At 47.0% G+C, this 15,800-nt stretch carries 15 protein-coding genes and 1 pseudogene; 6 read left to right on the top strand and 10 right to left on the bottom strand.

All coding sequences use genetic code 11. The features are described 5' to 3' along the window. Positions 1 to 64 precede the first annotated feature (64 nt). From selD to nspC, 4 genes are all read right to left on the bottom strand, one after another. The gene (gene selD, locus Q0323_RS08135) at positions 65 to 1,087 is read right to left on the bottom strand and encodes a selenide, water dikinase SelD (protein ID WP_298053392.1); all 1,023 of its coding nucleotides are present in this window, start codon (positions 1,085 to 1,087) and stop codon (positions 65 to 67) included. Continuing rightward, complete coding sequence (yedF, locus tag Q0323_RS08130) at positions 1,084 to 1,680, bottom strand: sulfurtransferase-like selenium metabolism protein YedF (RefSeq protein ID WP_298053390.1); 597 nt, start codon at positions 1,678 to 1,680, stop codon at positions 1,084 to 1,086. The genes selD and yedF overlap by 4 nt, the downstream gene beginning before the upstream one ends. An 84-nt stretch (positions 1,681 to 1,764) precedes the next feature. Beyond that, positions 1,765 to 2,724 (bottom strand): formate dehydrogenase subunit gamma, encoded by a 960-nt coding sequence (locus Q0323_RS08125; RefSeq protein ID WP_297882979.1) that lies wholly within the window; start codon positions 2,722 to 2,724, stop codon positions 1,765 to 1,767. Between the two features lie 95 nt (positions 2,725 to 2,819). Next, the gene (nspC, locus tag Q0323_RS08120) at positions 2,820 to 3,977 is read right to left on the bottom strand and encodes a carboxynorspermidine decarboxylase (protein WP_298053387.1); all 1,158 of its coding nucleotides are present in this window, start codon (positions 3,975 to 3,977) and stop codon (positions 2,820 to 2,822) included. Between the two features lie 85 nt (positions 3,978 to 4,062). Here nspC and Q0323_RS08115 point away from each other — a divergent pair, with 85 nt between their 5' ends. Together Q0323_RS08115 and Q0323_RS08110 are read left to right on the top strand one after the other, a co-directional pair. Then, positions 4,063 to 4,284 carry a MoaD/ThiS family protein gene (locus Q0323_RS08115; RefSeq protein WP_298053384.1) on the top strand — a complete coding sequence of 74 codons (222 nt, stop codon included), beginning with the start codon at positions 4,063 to 4,065 and terminating at the stop codon, positions 4,282 to 4,284. A gap of 15 nt (positions 4,285 to 4,299) precedes the next feature. Next, positions 4,300 to 4,809: a molybdenum cofactor biosynthesis protein MoaE gene (locus Q0323_RS08110; RefSeq protein WP_298053382.1), complete on the top strand. Its 510-nt coding sequence runs from the start codon at positions 4,300 to 4,302 to the stop codon at positions 4,807 to 4,809. A gap of 52 nt (positions 4,810 to 4,861) precedes the next feature. Here the strand turns inward: Q0323_RS08110 and Q0323_RS08105 are convergent, their stop codons facing one another. From Q0323_RS08105 to Q0323_RS08080, 6 genes and pseudogenes are all read right to left on the bottom strand, one after another. Beyond that, positions 4,862 to 5,431, bottom strand: a complete 570-nt coding sequence (locus Q0323_RS08105) for a hypothetical protein (RefSeq protein ID WP_298053380.1) — start codon at positions 5,429 to 5,431, stop codon at positions 4,862 to 4,864. A gap of 9 nt (positions 5,432 to 5,440) precedes the next feature. After that, on the bottom strand, positions 5,441 to 7,243 hold the full coding sequence (locus tag Q0323_RS08100) for a hypothetical protein (protein ID WP_298053378.1): 1,803 nt from the start codon (positions 7,241 to 7,243) through the stop codon (positions 5,441 to 5,443). 155 nt (positions 7,244 to 7,398) lie between these two features. Continuing rightward, the gene (locus Q0323_RS08095; protein WP_297917640.1) at positions 7,399 to 8,034 is read right to left on the bottom strand and encodes a protein-L-isoaspartate(D-aspartate) O-methyltransferase; all 636 of its coding nucleotides are present in this window, start codon (positions 8,032 to 8,034) and stop codon (positions 7,399 to 7,401) included. 147 nt (positions 8,035 to 8,181) lie between these two features. Next, positions 8,182 to 9,204 carry a ribonucleotide-diphosphate reductase subunit beta gene (locus Q0323_RS08090; protein ID WP_298053377.1) on the bottom strand — a complete coding sequence of 341 codons (1,023 nt, stop codon included), beginning with the start codon at positions 9,202 to 9,204 and terminating at the stop codon, positions 8,182 to 8,184. A gap of 323 nt (positions 9,205 to 9,527) precedes the next feature. Then, a complete protein-coding gene (locus Q0323_RS08085) occupies positions 9,528 to 10,250 on the bottom strand; it encodes an anaerobic ribonucleoside-triphosphate reductase activating protein (protein WP_298053375.1) in 723 nt (240 codons plus the stop codon). Between the two features lie 17 nt (positions 10,251 to 10,267). Next, positions 10,268 to 12,571, bottom strand: a pseudogene (locus Q0323_RS08080) (ribonucleoside triphosphate reductase). A gap of 171 nt (positions 12,572 to 12,742) precedes the next feature. On the opposite strand from Q0323_RS08080, the gene Q0323_RS08075 reads away from it, so the two are divergent. The 4 genes from Q0323_RS08075 (at position 12,743) to Q0323_RS08060 (ending at position 15,571) form a co-directional block, all read left to right on the top strand. Further along, positions 12,743 to 13,375: a hypothetical protein gene (locus tag Q0323_RS08075; RefSeq protein WP_298053373.1), complete on the top strand. Its 633-nt coding sequence runs from the start codon at positions 12,743 to 12,745 to the stop codon at positions 13,373 to 13,375. A gap of 51 nt (positions 13,376 to 13,426) precedes the next feature. Further along, on the top strand, positions 13,427 to 13,639 hold the full coding sequence (rpsU, locus tag Q0323_RS08070; protein WP_005869392.1) for a 30S ribosomal protein S21: 213 nt from the start codon (positions 13,427 to 13,429) through the stop codon (positions 13,637 to 13,639). A gap of 271 nt (positions 13,640 to 13,910) precedes the next feature. Beyond that, positions 13,911 to 14,504 carry a hypothetical protein gene (locus Q0323_RS08065; RefSeq protein WP_297989434.1) on the top strand — a complete coding sequence of 198 codons (594 nt, stop codon included), beginning with the start codon at positions 13,911 to 13,913 and terminating at the stop codon, positions 14,502 to 14,504. 77 nt (positions 14,505 to 14,581) lie between these two features. Continuing rightward, positions 14,582 to 15,571 carry a hypothetical protein gene (locus Q0323_RS08060; protein WP_298053372.1) on the top strand — a complete coding sequence of 330 codons (990 nt, stop codon included), beginning with the start codon at positions 14,582 to 14,584 and terminating at the stop codon, positions 15,569 to 15,571. Positions 15,572 to 15,800 lie beyond the last annotated feature (229 nt).

Here is a 15,800-nt window from a genome sequence, read left to right as displayed (position 1 = left end):
CGGTGCGAAACAGAATTGTGATTATACAAGAGCGATGCTTAAAGGGGGCTGAATAGAAAAGATTTTAAACTAAATAAATTTTATGTTCGGCGCGTGCTATTACTTCGCCGATGATAGCGCTGCTAGCGTAGCCTGCGTTTTTTAAATTTGAAAGCGCTTTCGCCGCGTCCTTTTCCGCTACGGCAAGCAGAAGTCCGCCGCTGGTTTGTGCGTCGCAAAGCGTTATGTCCGGCTCGGAATCGACGCCCGGTGCGATAAATTTAAAATTTTTATAGCTCCCTGCAGGAATCAGCCCCTCATTAAGGCATCTGAGGGCGTTTTTTAGAAGCGGAATTTTGCTAGGATAAATTTTAAAGCTCACGTTCTCGTTTATCATTTCAAGCGCGTGTCCAAGTAGTCCAAAGCCCGTCACGTCGGTCGCAGCATGTATTTTTAGACCTCCTAGCGCGCCCACGGCATAAAAATTTAGCAAAATCATGCTCTCTATCGCATCACGAAATTCTTCAAATTTAAGAAATTTCGCCTTAATAGCCGTAGCAATGATGCCCGTACCGAGGGGTTTTGTTAGTATCAGCAGGTCGCCTTCGCGAGCTGTATTATTGCTCCAAAATTTACGCGGATTCACGCGCCCCGTAACGCTAAGTCCGTAATAAATTTCGGGAGTAGAGATGGTGTGACCGCCTACCAAGGCTCCTCCGCACTCTTTGATCTTGTCTTTGCCGCCGCGCAGAATTTCGCGCAGAATTTCGTTTGAGAAATGACAATCGTCAAAACCCACGATGTTTAGGGCATTTATCACTTCGCCGCCCATCGCAAATACGTCACTTAGGGAGTTTGCCGCCGCGATCTGTCCGAAAATAAACGGATCGTCCACCAAAGGGGTGATAAAATCGAGTGTCTGCACGAGCGCAAGATCGTCGCTTATACGAAATACGCTCGCATCTTCGTTGCTGCAGGTGGACGAAAGCAGGCTTGCATTGGGCTCGATTAAATTTCCAAGATTTTCGGTTAGACCCGCCGGGTCAAGCTTGGCGGCTCAACCGGCGGCTGCAATAAATTTCGTGAGGTTAAAATCTCTGTAGATCATAGCTTGATTACTTCGTATTTCGATAGGACGTCCATGATTTCGTATGCGTTTGAAATCTCGCCGATCGCGAGCTTATCGACTAGTTTATAGCTCTCCAGACAGCTTCCGCAGCTTAAAATTTCAGCCCCCGCTTCGTTTAGCTTTTTGATCGCCTCAAAGCATTCGTGGCCGCGATTCGTGGTTATATGCACGGCGTTGTTTACGCAGATCACCTTCACTGGCTTTTCGTCTAGGCTTAGCGCCGCGCCTAAAAATTTAGCAAGCAGACTCTTTCCGATCGGGCCACTTCCGCACTGCTCCTCGTTTAGAAATATCACCTTGCCTCTTTTTGGCGCCGTGACGTCACAATAAATATCGTCGATATTTGCATCTTTCAGCTCGTCCGTTTTTACGGTTTTTATAAGCGTGTCGGCGCCCGCTTGTGAAATTTGCGCCTCAAAGCCGTTTTTAGACAAAAAGCGTTTTATGTTTTCGCGCGGCGCTACGTCGTTTACTAAAATTTCTAAAGTCTCTCCGATTTTTAGCTCGCCGAGGACTTTTTTAGTGCGCAAAAGCGGTTCCGGGCAATTTAAATTGCGACAATCTAGTTGCATATGTAATCCTTAAAAATAAAATTCTTTGAACCTCAAAGCTAATGCGAGCCGCACGCAAGCAGACCCGCATAAAATTTACCCAAGTTATAAGCGCGGGTACTTCGCTTCAAATTGCGATTTAGCAATCTGCCCTTTATCAAGCAGCTCGCGATACCAGTAGTGGTGAAGGACGTAAACTTCCTCCTCCGGCTTGTGTCCGTCGATCATCGAGTGAATGGCACCGCTGATCGCAAAGACCGCCATATAGATATGCACAAGCAAAAATACCGCGCAGACCGCACCCAAAAAATTATGAATAATCGCGCTCGCTCTTAAAATTTCGATCTGACTCATACCTAGCGCACTTCTCATTGCGGGTATATCGTAGTCTAAGAAAAACATTGACGCACCCGTCGCTATCATCACTATGCCGCCTAAAGTAGCAACCCAAAACCACGCCTTTTGGCCTGCGTTAAATTTACCCGCAGGGATCGCGCGCTTCTTTTTGCTTAAATAGCCGCCCACGATCATCATCCATTTGATATCGTAAGCTCGCGGTAGCATACGCCAAAACCACAGCAAGAACATCGGCACAACGGAGATTGCAAACGCTATCGTAGCCAGTCCGTGAGCGTTTTTACAAAATCTCACGAAAGCGCCGCCGCCGAATTCCTCGCCAAACATCATAATCAAGCCTGTCGGAACCAAGATCGCCCATGCGACGGCCGCTACAAGATGGTATAGTCGCTCAAATTTATTAAATGCATAGATCGGCTTGCCCGCGTGATGATCGAAGTGCTTCGGCCCTATGATCGCGTAGTGCCCAATAAAAGCTATGATTACGCCTAAAACCGCGCCCAGCGCCAACCAAGCAAAAAAACCCGAGCTTTGCAGATGTCCTTGAAATTGCAGAAAAATCGGACCGAAGCCATTGCCGTAGCTATCGATGTTTTCAAGCCTTGCATTGCCCCAAACATCACTATTTCCCTGCACGATATCGGCATATTTTTTCTCTTCGGCCTGCGCATAAATACAGGCAAAAAGCGCGAGAAACAATCTTTTCATGGATTTCCTTAGATATAAAATTCAAGCCGATTATATCATTTTTTGCAAAAAATTTTCTTACAAAGCAAAATTACATTTTTGCATTAAGTGCGGCGCTAGTTTCGCCGCGCATACTCGTCGTAGCCGAATTTTTTGATCATTAAAACCTCTCCGCGCTCGTCCGCCAAAACAAGATCGGGCAGCTTGATGCCGTTAAAGGTCGTATTTTTCACGATCGTATAATGGATCTGATCCTCGAAAATCACCCGATCGCCGATATTTAGCGGCGCGTCAAATTTATACTCGGGCCGTCCGCTCTCAATCCCCACGACGTCGCCTGCGAGGCAGGTATTCCCGCCGAAACGATAGCTAAATTTACCGCTCTCGCTCTCGCCGCGCACCGCAGGACGATACGGCATCAGCACGGTATCGGGCATATGAGCTTCAGCGGAAGCGTCTAAGATAGCGATTTTAGCGCCATTTTCTACTATGTCAAGCACGCTAGCGACCAAATATCCGCACTCCCAACCGACCGCCTCGCCCGGCTCGAGATAAATTTCGACTTCGTATTTTTCGCGAAATTTTTTGATCAGATCTATCAGTAGCTCCACGTCGTAGCCTGCGCGCGTGATATGATGCCCGCCGCCGAAATTTAGCCATTTTAGGCCGTCAAAATACTTGCCGAATTTCGCCTCGAAAACCTCAAGCACCCGCTCTAGGCTCTGAGCACTCTCTTCGCACAGTGCGTGAAAATGTAGCCCCGAGATGCCGCGCAAAAACTCGCCGTCTTGCAAGATCGCCCGCTGCAGCGCCTCAAGGCTCATCCCGAGCCTGCTAAAGCTGCCGCACGGATTGTAAGCGTCTTTGGGCGCGAAGGAGGTCTGCGGATTTAGCCGTAAGCCGCACGATGCGCCCGTAGCAAGCGCTTTTGTGCGGTATTTTTGCCACTGCGCGGCGCTATTGAATACGACGTGATTTGAAATTTTTAAAATTTCGTCCAAATCATCCTCTTTGAATGCTGGCGAGTATGTGTGAATCTCGCCGTTTTTGATAAATTCCGCGGCAAATTTCGCCTCGTGCAGGCCGCTGCAAGTTGCGCCCCAGAGGTATTTGCCAACGTAAGGCATCGCGAAGCTAAACGCAAAGCCTTTTAGCGCGCATAGAATTTTTGCGCCGCTTCGCTCGCCTACACCGCGTAAAATTTCTAAATTTTTTACCAGTTTTTGCTCCTCGCACACGTAAGCGGGGGTCGAAATTTCATCGATTTTCATCATTTTCCCTCATTAAATTTTTACGCAATTATATAAAATTTTATGAATTTTTGGTTAAAATCGCCCAATCTTTAAAATAAGGACAAAAATGGTAGAGGTAGAATTTCTAGGGCCGATCGGGCGCGAGCCACTGCGCCTAAACGCAAGCTCCTTGCAAGAGGTAAAAGCGGAGCTGCAAAAGGACGAAGGCTTGCGCGAGTGGCTCGCAAACTGCGCCGTAGCGGTAAATGATAAGATGGTTTATGATGCGAATTTTGCGCTCAAATCCGGCGATCGCGTGAGCCTTTTGCCTCCCGTTTGCGGCGGCTAAGCCTAGGAGGCGGCGATGAGTGAGGCTAAATTTAACCAAGAAATTTTAAGCGGGACTAAGCCCGAAATTTATGAGGGCGGCTTGGACGTAGATGCGATTTTATCGCGCTGGTACGCTAAATTTAAAGACGCAAATTGCGGCGCGTTCATTACTTTTGTAGGCATCGTGCGCGAAGAGGGCGGCATCTGCGCGCTTAGCTTCGATATATACGAGCCGATTTTGCGGACTTGGTTCGAAGCGTGGCAGCAAAAGGCCGCGACACAGGGCGCATTCGTGCTTTTTGCACATTCAAACGGCGATGTGCCGATCCACGAAAGCTCTTACGTAGCAGGCGTCGTAAGTCCGCAGCGTAAGGTCGCTCTGGCGCTAATAAACGAGTTTGTGGAGGATTTCAAGGCGGCCGCGCCGATCTGGAAATACGACGTAAAGGGCGGCAAAATCGAGGGCGGCAAAGTAGTAGGCGGGAAGAGGATCTACGCAGCGGATCGCTCGCAGAAAGTAAAAGGCGCAGGGCTTTTGGGCTAAATTTATTATTCGAGTCTTAATTCAAAACTAGCGAAGTTACGTTTAAGTTGTTTTATAATTCTCTTATGGATTTGATCTTATATTTCCAGTTATCAATAAATTCTATTTTATCTTTTAAAACACATGAATCGGTAGGTAGCCATCCATCTGGCATCCACCTACCGAACTTTTTATTATAATATTTCCGTACTACTTTTTTCTTCCTGTCATTATACAAACTGCACCATATCTTATATCGGGGGCCTTTGTAACGGACGTTTCTCGCATTTTTTATATCTTTGCAAGCCGTTTGCCAGGTAATATATTTTTTATCATACTCTGACGCTGCCTTGGAATAATCCGGCTTAGTTTTTCTAGGAAAAATTTCAACAATGAAATAGTTAAAATTGATTCTTCCGTCGATTCTGCCGCGAATATTGCTCTCAATGATATCAATCCACTTACCAATTGTGTTTACGCTTTTCACCAAATCTCTAGTAATAAGAACTGCGGCGGAATTACCATTTCTAATATAGCTAATATATTCTGCATCATATTTATGATTATTTACAATATTATCAGCCGTTGTTTTTACTCCATATAAAATTCCGTTATTGCAAAATTTACTTAAAAATCTACTCAAACGAAAATATTAAAATTTAAACACACCCTTAGCTTCTGCAATGCGCTCGCTAAGGCTCGCAGCGGCATCTTCGCTCCTTGCCGCGCACCTAAAGATCGGCTCCAGCACCTCGGCAAAAAAGCCGTTTAGCCCCTCCTGCATGATCTGAGCGTTGTTTTGATAGCGAGCTAGCCCCATAAATACGCCGTGTCCGATCGCGCCGAGGCCGCTTGCCTCATCGGCGATAAACTTATTCAGCGCCTTGCAAACCGCAACGACCGCGCTTGCGTTTACGATCTCGCGATCTCTTAAATAATCCTCAAGCGCGCCGTAATCGCACTCGCATCTGATCCATCTAAACGCCTTTGCAATCGACGGCGAAACGCATTTGTGCTCACTTAGAGTGCATAGGACGTATAAATTTTTAGGCACCGCAAAATATGAGCGGCCATCCTTTAAAACGACGCTGGCGCGCGCTTTTTCGCCCTCTTCAAAGCCGTCGATTACGTGGGAATTTTTCGTGCGGATCAGTGAAAGCTCATCATTCTCGTCGTAGCGACGATCTAAAAGCACCGCAGCCTCGCCTAAAATTTTATCCAAGCTCGCGGCACTTACATTGTCGATCAAAAAATAATACTCGCCCTTCGGATCGTTTAGCGCCTCTTTGCACAGCGCCTTAAACTCGCCGCTAATGAAGCTTTCACTGTAAAATCCGTCGATGAAATCGCGGTATTCAAAGCCTTCGTGCAGGCAAACGTAGCGGAAATTTTTTGTCGCAAGCTTCTTTTCGGTGATCAAAGATCGCAGCCTGCGGGTCTTGCCGGTACCGATCGCGCCGTAAAAGATCGTATTTTTAGCGACCTCTTCGCTTTTGTAGTTTTTGACGTATTCGAAAAACAGCGACGAATACACGATCCTAGCCGCGCCCACGACGTCCTGCGGATACGGGGTAAATTCCGCGATAAATCGCGAGCTTACTTCGTAAAATTCTTCAAAAATTTCAACCTTTTCGTCGTAGAGCAAGGATAAAATTTGCGCGGTTTCATCGCGATAAACGAGCGTCGGAAACTCATCGTTGCACTGCGCAAATATGCTGGCTAGCAGATAGAGCTTCTCGCGCGAAATTTGCGCGAAATCGCCGCCCTCGGCAAGCCCCAAATTTAACATCCCGTCGTCGCTTAGGTAGCTATCGATCAGATAGAAATTATCGGCATTTATCGCGGATTTTAAAAATTCCATCAGCACGAAGGGCTGATTATGCAGCGCGACGTCGAAAAAATCGATCGCCAAAGCGCTATCCACCGCCGTAAGAAGCCTGTAAAGCTCATCGTAGAAATTGACTAGCTTTTGTTTAAAAATATCGCGAGCGGTGCGCTCCTGCGAATAGCTATTGAAATTTTTGACGATATTTTCGATAAAAACATAAAGCGAGACGATGTTTTTATCCTCGCCGCTAAGCACGCTATCTACGCTTTTTACGGCATTTTTAGGAAACAACTCCTTTTTGCCGACGATACGGTCTTTGAAAGCGAAATCATAATAAAACGCGCTGATATTGGAATCAAAAAACTGATCCATAAAGAAATACTCGGCGTGCGCGAACTTCTCGCCTAAAGATAAAATTTTGCAGCTTCTAAGATTGCCGTCGCTGAGATTTATATACAGAGTTTGCAAAAACTCGCTCTCGGTCTCATCAAAGCTCGCCAAGCAGCGCTTTATCTCGCCTAAATACTTTGAGATCGCGGTTTGTTTTTTAAGCCAAAATTGGTTTTTGTTGTGATTTTTCCAGCTGGCGACCAGCGACTCTATCTTTTCCTTGCTAAAATCTTGCATGACTCATCCTTGAAAGATTAAAATTGCGTATTGTACTTGAATTTAAATAAATAATTAATAAAACTCTGATTTCTCGGCGAAGCGCGAAAGCAAAATTTTATTAAATTTACGCGCCCGCGGCGATAGGAAATTTTAAAATTTACTGCGCGCTAGATCTATCCGCGACCCTGCACCAGCGGGACGAATTCGCAAGCGCCGAGCTCCTCTTCTTTGATCTCGCTCGGCGAAATTTTATTAAATCTAACGATCTTTTGCGAGCCGCCTCTATTCATCGGAGCGACCAAAATCCCGCCGATTGCCAGCTGCGCAAACAGCCGCTCGTCGATCCGCTCGGCGCACGCGGAGAGCAAGATCCTATCAAAAGGGGCAAAATTTTTCCACCCGGCGTTGCCATCATCGTGGCGCAGGCTGATGTTTGAAATCCCAAGATTTGCAAAGTGCCTTTTCGCCTCGCCCACCAGCCGCTCGACGCGCTCGACGGCAAAGACGCGGTGAACCATCCTGCTTAAAATCGCCGCTTGATAGCCGCTGCCGCAGCCGATCTCTAAAATTTTCTCGACCTTCGGATCCACGCTTAGCGCCATCGTCATGCGCGCGACCGTCAGCGGCGAGCTGATCCACTGGCTGGCCAAAATGGGCTGTGCGTTGAGGCTGAAAGCGTGCGCGCCCAGCGGGGCGAACTCGCTTCTAGCGACGCTGCAAAACGCCTCAAAAAGTGCCGGATTTAAGCTAACCTGTTCGGCGATGTCGTTCGCCATCTTTTCGCAGCGAAGCCGCTCTAGCGAGACCATAACGCGCTCCCGCCCGGCCAGGCGTTAAATTTAAAGCCGCGAAAGCTTTTGCTCTGATTAAATTCAGGGCCGATAAAATTTTTAAAAATACCATCCAAGCGCCGGTGACGCGATGAGGCGGAGAAAAATTTCAAACCGCAAAATCCGCTAAAAATCATCGAAACTCAAACTTCCTTTGCTGTAGTTCGTGACCTTGCTCTCGAAAAAGTTGCTCTTCTGATCGTTAAATTTAGAAAAATCATCGACCCATTTTATCGGATGCTTCGCGCCGTATCGCTTCTCAAGTCCGATGGCGAGCAGGCGCTGATCGACCAGGTAGTGGATGTATTCTTCGATGATGTCATCCGTAAAGCCCATGATTTGATTATCCGTTATGTATTTGCCCCAATCGATCTCTAAGTTTCCCGCCGTCTCGAACATCTCGTAAATTTTATCCACGTTGCGCTTGCTAAACAGATCGGCGCGCTCCTTGCGGACGGAATTTATCATGTTTTGAAAGAGCAGAAGATGCGTGATCTCGTCGCGCTGTATAAAGCGGATCATCTGTGCGCTGCCTAGCATCTTGCCCGCGCGAGCAAGCGCATAGATCGACGTAAAGCCGCTGTAGAAGTAGATACCCTCTAAAATTTGATTCGCCACCATCGCTAGCAGCAGCTTATCGTCGCTAACCTTGCCCGCAAGCTCCTCATAGACACTTGAGATGTAGTCGTTTTTCCTGCGGAGCATATCGTCGTGCTTCTCCATCTCGTAAATGAGATCGGTGTTTTCACAGATCGCCTCGACCATGACGGCGTAAGATTTGCTGTGGTTGGCCTCCTCGTAGGCTTGGCGAGCGAGCACGGCGTTGATCTCCGGTGCCGTGATGTAGGGGTTGATATTATCGGCAAGATTGTTGGTCTGAAAGCTATCCATCGATATCAGCTGGCTCCACACGAGATCGTACATCCGCTTCTCGGCGCTTGTGAGATTGAAGTTATAATCGCGCACGTCGTCGGTGGTATCGACCTCTTTGGGAAACCAGGTGTTGGCCTCCATCAGATCCCAAAGTTTCAGCGCCCATTGATATTTCGCCTTGGTAAAATTTAAAATGCCCTGCGGATTGCCGCCGAAGATCTTGCGATCGGTAAGCGTCTCGTCGGAGAAGGGGTTGTAGATTTTTTTCCTATCCATTTTTTGCCTTTTTAAAAATTTCGGCGTATTTTAGCCAAAGCAAGCTAAATTTACCTTTTGTTTTGAAGCGGCCTACTTGCACGGCGTGAAATTTTACGGGGAGCTAAATCTGCGCGGTATAAAATTTTAAGCGCTTGATAAAATAAAATTTTACGCCGCAGACGGAGCGAAATTTAAACATAGCAAGCGGCGGCAAGGTAAATTTTAAAGCTCTTCGGCGGGGCGAAATTTTATCGCAGCTCAATATACGCCGGACAATGCGCGGCGCGCTAAATAAAATTTCATCGCGTTTATCGCAGCAAGATGCTCGTGGAAGCGCAAATTTAATCAAAATTTCGAAGTTCGATCTTTAGATCGGTACGGATTTTGCTCGGATCAAAGCTTGCAAGCGGCGCGTTTAAATTACCGAAATTATCGCCGGTGGGTAGAAAGTTTTGCAGATAATAGACGCCACGGTAGCCCTCGCTGTATAGAATTTGCGCCATCTGCTCGATCTTTGCCTCGTTTAAAAAATCGGCATGCACGGTCGTACGCACCTCAAATCTAAAATTTTGCCGCAGCAAAAGCCTAAGAGTTTGCAGAAATTTATCATATAAGTTTGATTTCGTGATGAGCTCAAAATCCTGTCGCGGCGCCTTAAAATCAAGCGCGATATAATCGATCAGCCCTAGGCTTAGCGCCTCTTCGATCTTTTGCGGATTCGAGCCGTTGGTGTCAACCTTGAGCAAAAAGCCGCGCCGCTTAACTTCGTGCGCCAACGGGATAAAATCGCTCGCGCAGATGCATTCGCCGCCGCTAAATACGATGCCCTGAAGCTTGCCAGCGCGCGCATCCAAAAAGCGCAGAAACTCTTCGTTTGAAATTTTACCCCGTGAAGTAACGATTTGTGGGTTGTAGCAGTAGATGCAGCGCATATTGCAGCCGCAAAACCACGCGATCGCGGCGATGTGATCAGGAAAATCAAGCATCGTAAACGGCGTGATCTCGTAAATCTGCGCGTTACGCAGGTTTAAGGCTTGCGGCGGCTTCGTATGCGTTTGTTGCATTTGGCCGGTAGCGGCGACTAGGCGATCTGCTTTTTGTCTTTTTTCTCTTCAAAAAAGACGCGCTCTTTGTGCTCACCCTTCTTTCCGATATTAAAGCTCTCCACCGGGCGCAAATACCCCATAACTCTTGTGTAAACGACGCATTTTGTACGTTTTGCCTCTAGTTCTTTTGGAAACTCCATACCTGATCCTTTCTTTTGAGATGAGTTGATTTAAGCGCCCTTGCTCGGCTCGGCATTGTATTGCGCGAGCAGCTCCTCGTCGCATTTCGGGCAGTATTCATGCTCGCCGCTGATGTAGCCGTGCTTATGGCAGACGCTGAAAATCGGCGTGATCGTGATGTAAGGAAGCTTGTAGTTTTGCACTACGCTTTTTACGAGCTGCTTACACGCCTGAGCCGAGCTGATGCGCTCCTTCATATACAGATGCAGCACCGTGCCGCCCGTATAGGAGCTTTGCAGCTCGTCCTGCATCGCCAGCGCCTCGAACGGATCACTTCCGAAATTTGCCGGAAGCTGCGTCGAATTGGTGTAGTATATATTTTTATCAAATCCCGCTTGGATGATATCTGAGTAGCGTTTCTTATCCTCTTTGGCGAAGCGATACGTAGTTCCCTCGGCAGGCGTAGCTTCGAGATTGTATAGATTGCCAGTCTGCTCCTGAAACGAGCGGATCTTCTCGCGCAGATACTCAACCATTTTAAGGGCAAATTTACGCCCAAATTCCGTCGTAATATCCTCTTTATTTCCACTAAAATTTCGTATCATCTCGTTTGCGCCGTTGATACCGATGGTGCTGAAATGGTTGTTAAAGCCCGGCAGATAGCGCTTCGTATATGGATACAAACCGCGCTCAAACATCTCGGTAACGAATTTTCGCTTCTTTTCAAGCGTCGATTTGGCAAGCTCCAAAAGCTCATCCAGCCTCGCATACAGTGCCTCTTCGTTATTTTTATACAGATAGCCTAGGCGGGCTAAATTTATCGTTACGACGCCGATGCTTCCCGTCATCTCCGCGCTTCCGAAAAGCCCTCCGCCGCGCTTAAGAAGCTCGCGCAGATCAAGCTGCAAGCGGCAGCACATCGAGCGCACGGCGCCTGGCTTATACGCTTTTGGATTGGGTACGCGCTCGCCCTTTTCGTTCGTGATGTATTGCGAGCCGATGAAATTTTGAAAATAGCTCGAGCCTACCTTGGCGGTGTTTTCAAAAACCGCATCGGCCGCAGGCGTATCCCAATCAAACTCCTCCGTTAAATTTACCGTAGGAATCGGGAAAGTAAAAGGCTGACCGCACTTATCGCCCGTCGTTAAAACCTCGTAAAACGCGATCACTATGCGGTTCATCTCAGGCTCGAAATCGCCGTAAGTCAAAGCCTCGAGCGAGTCCTTACCGCGCTTTTTAGCCTCTGCCAAAAGCTCCTCGTCGTGTAAATTTTTAAATAGATGCTCATTGTTGTGCGTAGGGATCTGCGTTTTTAGATCATCCGGGCAGGTCATATCGATGGTGACGTTGGTAAATGGGCTCTGACCCCAACGCGCTGGAACGTTTAGGTTAAACACGAAGCTCGTGATCGCCTTTTTAACCTCATCGTCGCTTAATTTATCGCGGAAAACGTATGGCGCCAGATACGTATCAAAGCTGCTAAACGCCTGTGCGCCCGCCCATTCGCTCTGTAAAATTCCAAGGAAATTTGCCATCTGATACAGTGCTTCGCGGAAATGCTTCGGCGCCTTGCTCTCGACTCTGCCGCGCACGCCGTTAAAACCCTCGTTTAGAAGCACGCGTAAGCTCCAGCCCGCGCAATACGCCGTAAGGCAGTCCAGATCGTGAATATGATAGTCGCCGTTTCGGTGCGCCGCACCCTCCTCGCGAGAGTAAATTTTATCGAGCCAGTAGTTTGCGATGACCTTGCCGGCGGTGTTGTTGATGAGGCCTGCGTTTGAGTAGCTGGTATTGGAATTTGCTAAAATTCGCCAATCCTGCTTGCTGATGTATTCATTGACCGTCTGAGTGCAGTTGATATAGGTCGTATCCTCCTCAAGCCCCAAAATATGCTCACGCTGCATCTTGTGTGTGTGGCGGTAGATCATAAAGCTCTTTAGAACGTCGAAATCGCCCGCTTCGAAGAGTTTTTTTTCTATGAGATCTTGAATATCTTCGACGCTTAATTTATCTTTAAAAACGATCGCGCTCATTACATTATCAAAGACTTTTTCGTCAAACTCGCTACCCGCGCTTTTGTAGGCTTTTTTGATAGCATCTTTTATTTTGTAGGATTGAAATTCTTGAAAACTTCCGTCTCTTTTAATGATTTTTTTCATAAGCACCCCGAGAATTTTCTGAATAAATTGGCAGAAAGTATATCAAGGAATCTTTAACTCAAAATTAAAGGAACGAGCGGAATATTCATTACAAATTCTGCCTAGAAAAAACGAAATTTAACCAAATCTCGCTATAATCGCGGAGTTTATTTTATAAAATTTGGAAATGCTATGAAAAATTTTAAAATAAGTTTTTTCGTGATCTTGCTGTGTGCCTTTTTAGCGGGCTGCGCTGCGCTCAAAGGCTCTAAAAACACGGATAATTCGGCGCTTACCGGAGGCATCGACCACGCTGGGTATCCAAACGCGTATCTGGAGCGTATCGCAGGCGAAAGCATCGCCGATCTACTCTCAAAGCGTATTGTCGGCAAGAAAGGCGGTAGATTTAGTGTCGTCGGCATCGAACCACTGGACGGGACGAACGCGCACGGCGTAGATGCAGAATTTTTGAGCAAAAAAATTAGAATTTCACTGCTGCATTCAGGCAAAGCAGTCGTCACAGACGCCCCAAGTAAAGATGAACTCGTATTTAGCAACGATGGCGTAAGCCGTGGCTATCACGCCGTAGAAAGCGGCTCGATCTACGCGCCAGATTACATCTTGGTAGGCAAAATTTTACCGCAAAGCCCCGCTGCGGCAAACGATGGTAAGGCAGGATCTAAAAAAGTAAAAAGCTTAAATTCTGCAGCTAAAAATTCTACTGCGCAAGCAAGCGAAAGCCTACTTTTAGAGCTTTCGATGATAGATACTCGCAATAACAAAAGCGTGTGGAAGTATAAAAAAGCGCTTCAAAAGCAAATTTAAGGAATTTTTCGCTAAACTCACGACTTATTTTTTTGAAAGGCGGTGAGGAAAGTGCCTGGAGTAAAGGTATATCCGAACGAATCATTTGACGAAGCTTACAGACGCTTTAAGAAGCAAACCGATCGTAACCTAGTCGTTACCGAGGTTCGCGCGAGACGATTTTTTGAGCCGATGACGGAAGTCCGCAAAAAGCAAAAAATTTCAGCTCGCAAAAAGATGCTTAAACGTCTTTACACGCTACGTCGCTACGAGTCCCGCTTGTAGCAGTTTGCGCGGATTTGCGGATTTTAAATTTGCAGATCTGCGCGAAATTTATCTCAAATCTTTATTAAATTTACAACCTGCTTAAAATTTTACCTGCCGCGTCAGCGCCGAAATTCCGATCTAAATTTTAAAATTTACCTCTTAAATTTACCCGCCTTTGTGTGGCGCCTGCTTTATACGACACATCCGCCCGCGAGCCACTAAATTTTGAAATTTATCTTTACCTATTCGTTTTTTAGATATACTTTTGCATAAATTTCAAGGAGCGAATATGGATTTAAACGACTACCTGCACACTCAAGACCAGCAACCCTCAAACCCGCAAGAAAAAGAAGTAGCACTCATCAAATACACCTTCATCGCGGCCTGCGCCTTAAAAGCTATAGCCGAACTGGTGCTATTGCTATTAGGAATTTACGGCGGATTGGGAGTGCTACTAAGCGCAGCGGCATTCGTGCTTTTTATCTTTAGCATTTATAATATCTCTAAACTTACCGTAAGCCGCAGCCTTTTGCGTAACGTAGCCATTGCCTTTGCGGCGATATTTATAGGCGTATTGTTATTTATATTTTTAGCGGGCGGCATCATCGCTCAAATACTACTTGCATTGGGATTCATCGCATCGTTTCTATTTTTTTATAGATTTTATCAGGAGCTTGCCGATACTAGTGGAGTTGCGATATTTTCATATTGCTTTATCGCGCTTGTACTTGCAGCTATTGCAAATGCGTTTTTGGCGCGTTTTTCGCTGCCTGCTACGGTGCTGCTCAGCTTAGCGGCTCTTGCGCTTAACGCTTTTGCTATATTCAGCGTAGAGGGTTTTTCTCGTTCGTATTATTCTTATGATCTTAGAGGCAAAAGATAAATTTTGATTGCTTGATCGGTTGTGGAAAGACCAGCAAAGAGCTAAATTTTTAAAAATTTAAAATCAAGGAGCAAGCCGTGGTCTATTTCAAACACATATTTCTCGCGCTATTTTGCGGGGCGCTGTTTTTCGGTGCGCTTTACGGCGAAAATCCAAATAAAATTTCAAAGCAAAATTCTAAATCCGACTTCATCTGGGGCGTTACGATCGACGACGGCTGGTACGAGGACGCGCAAGACGCCTCGGGCGCGAAACTACAGAGCATCGTGCGCGCCCTGCAAGCCCTACCCGCAAAGCCGACCGTACGCGTCGTGATGTCAAAAGAAATTAGCCCGCGCGAGTACGAGCCTCTTTTTAGGCGGCTTAGCGAGGTTTCGTACGTGATGGCTTGTCCCGTGGACTCCTACGAGATGAGCTCGTACAAAAGCGTGAAAAGCTACGAAAAGAGGTTCTCGGACGCTTTCGCCGCACTTGCGCCTTACGTCACGATCTGGGAGATCGGCAACGAAATAAACGGCGAGGGCTGGCTCGGGGGCGATGCGAATTTCATCGCCGCTAAGATGATCGCGGCATTCGAGTTCATCCACAAGAAAGGCGCTAAGACGGCGCTTACTGCCTATTATACGCCGAGCGGAGCACAGAAAACGCAGATGCGCGAGTGGCTGCGAAAATTCGTGCCGCAAGATATGAAAGATGGGCTGGATTATCTTTTCGTAAGTTACTACGAGGACGACAACGAGGGCTTTACGCCTGATTGGAGCGAAATCTTTACCTATCTGCAAAGCGCCTTTTCCGCTTCAAAGCTTGGCATCGGCGAGTGCGGAAACACGGCGGCGGACGCTACGCAAGCGAACAAAAAGGCGATGATGAAGCGGTATTATACGATGCCGCGCTACGTGAAAAACTACGTAGGCGGGTATTTTTGGTGGTATTTCGTGCAAGATTGCGCCAGCGGAACGGGATCCGGCGCTTCAAACAGCAAAAATCGCGGCGCGCACGATAAAGCGGAAGCCGCGGACGAACTGCTAAAAAGCCTTAGCGAAGCAATAGCCGAAGCGTACAGATAATGCGCGGAGGATTTCAAATTTAAAGCAAAATTTATGCTTTTTAGGTGCAACGAAGTAAAATTTGGACATGAAAACTTTTATAAAAATTTTAAAAATTACCACCTTGGTCGTGAGCGTTGCGTGTGTGCTTTTTGTGCTGTATATATTTGTGATTTTAAATTTGCTTTTTTCATCCGATACGCCCGAGGGTTGCGATCCTAGTATGCCCACTAGCGCTTGCGATTATATC

Origin of the sequence: uncultured Campylobacter sp., from assembly GCF_938030145.1 — a bacterium.
Classification (GTDB): Bacteria; Campylobacterota; Campylobacteria; order Campylobacterales; family Campylobacteraceae; genus Campylobacter_B.
Note: the sequence above shows the minus strand (reverse complement) of the source record. Positions and strands in the feature narration are given on the sequence as shown.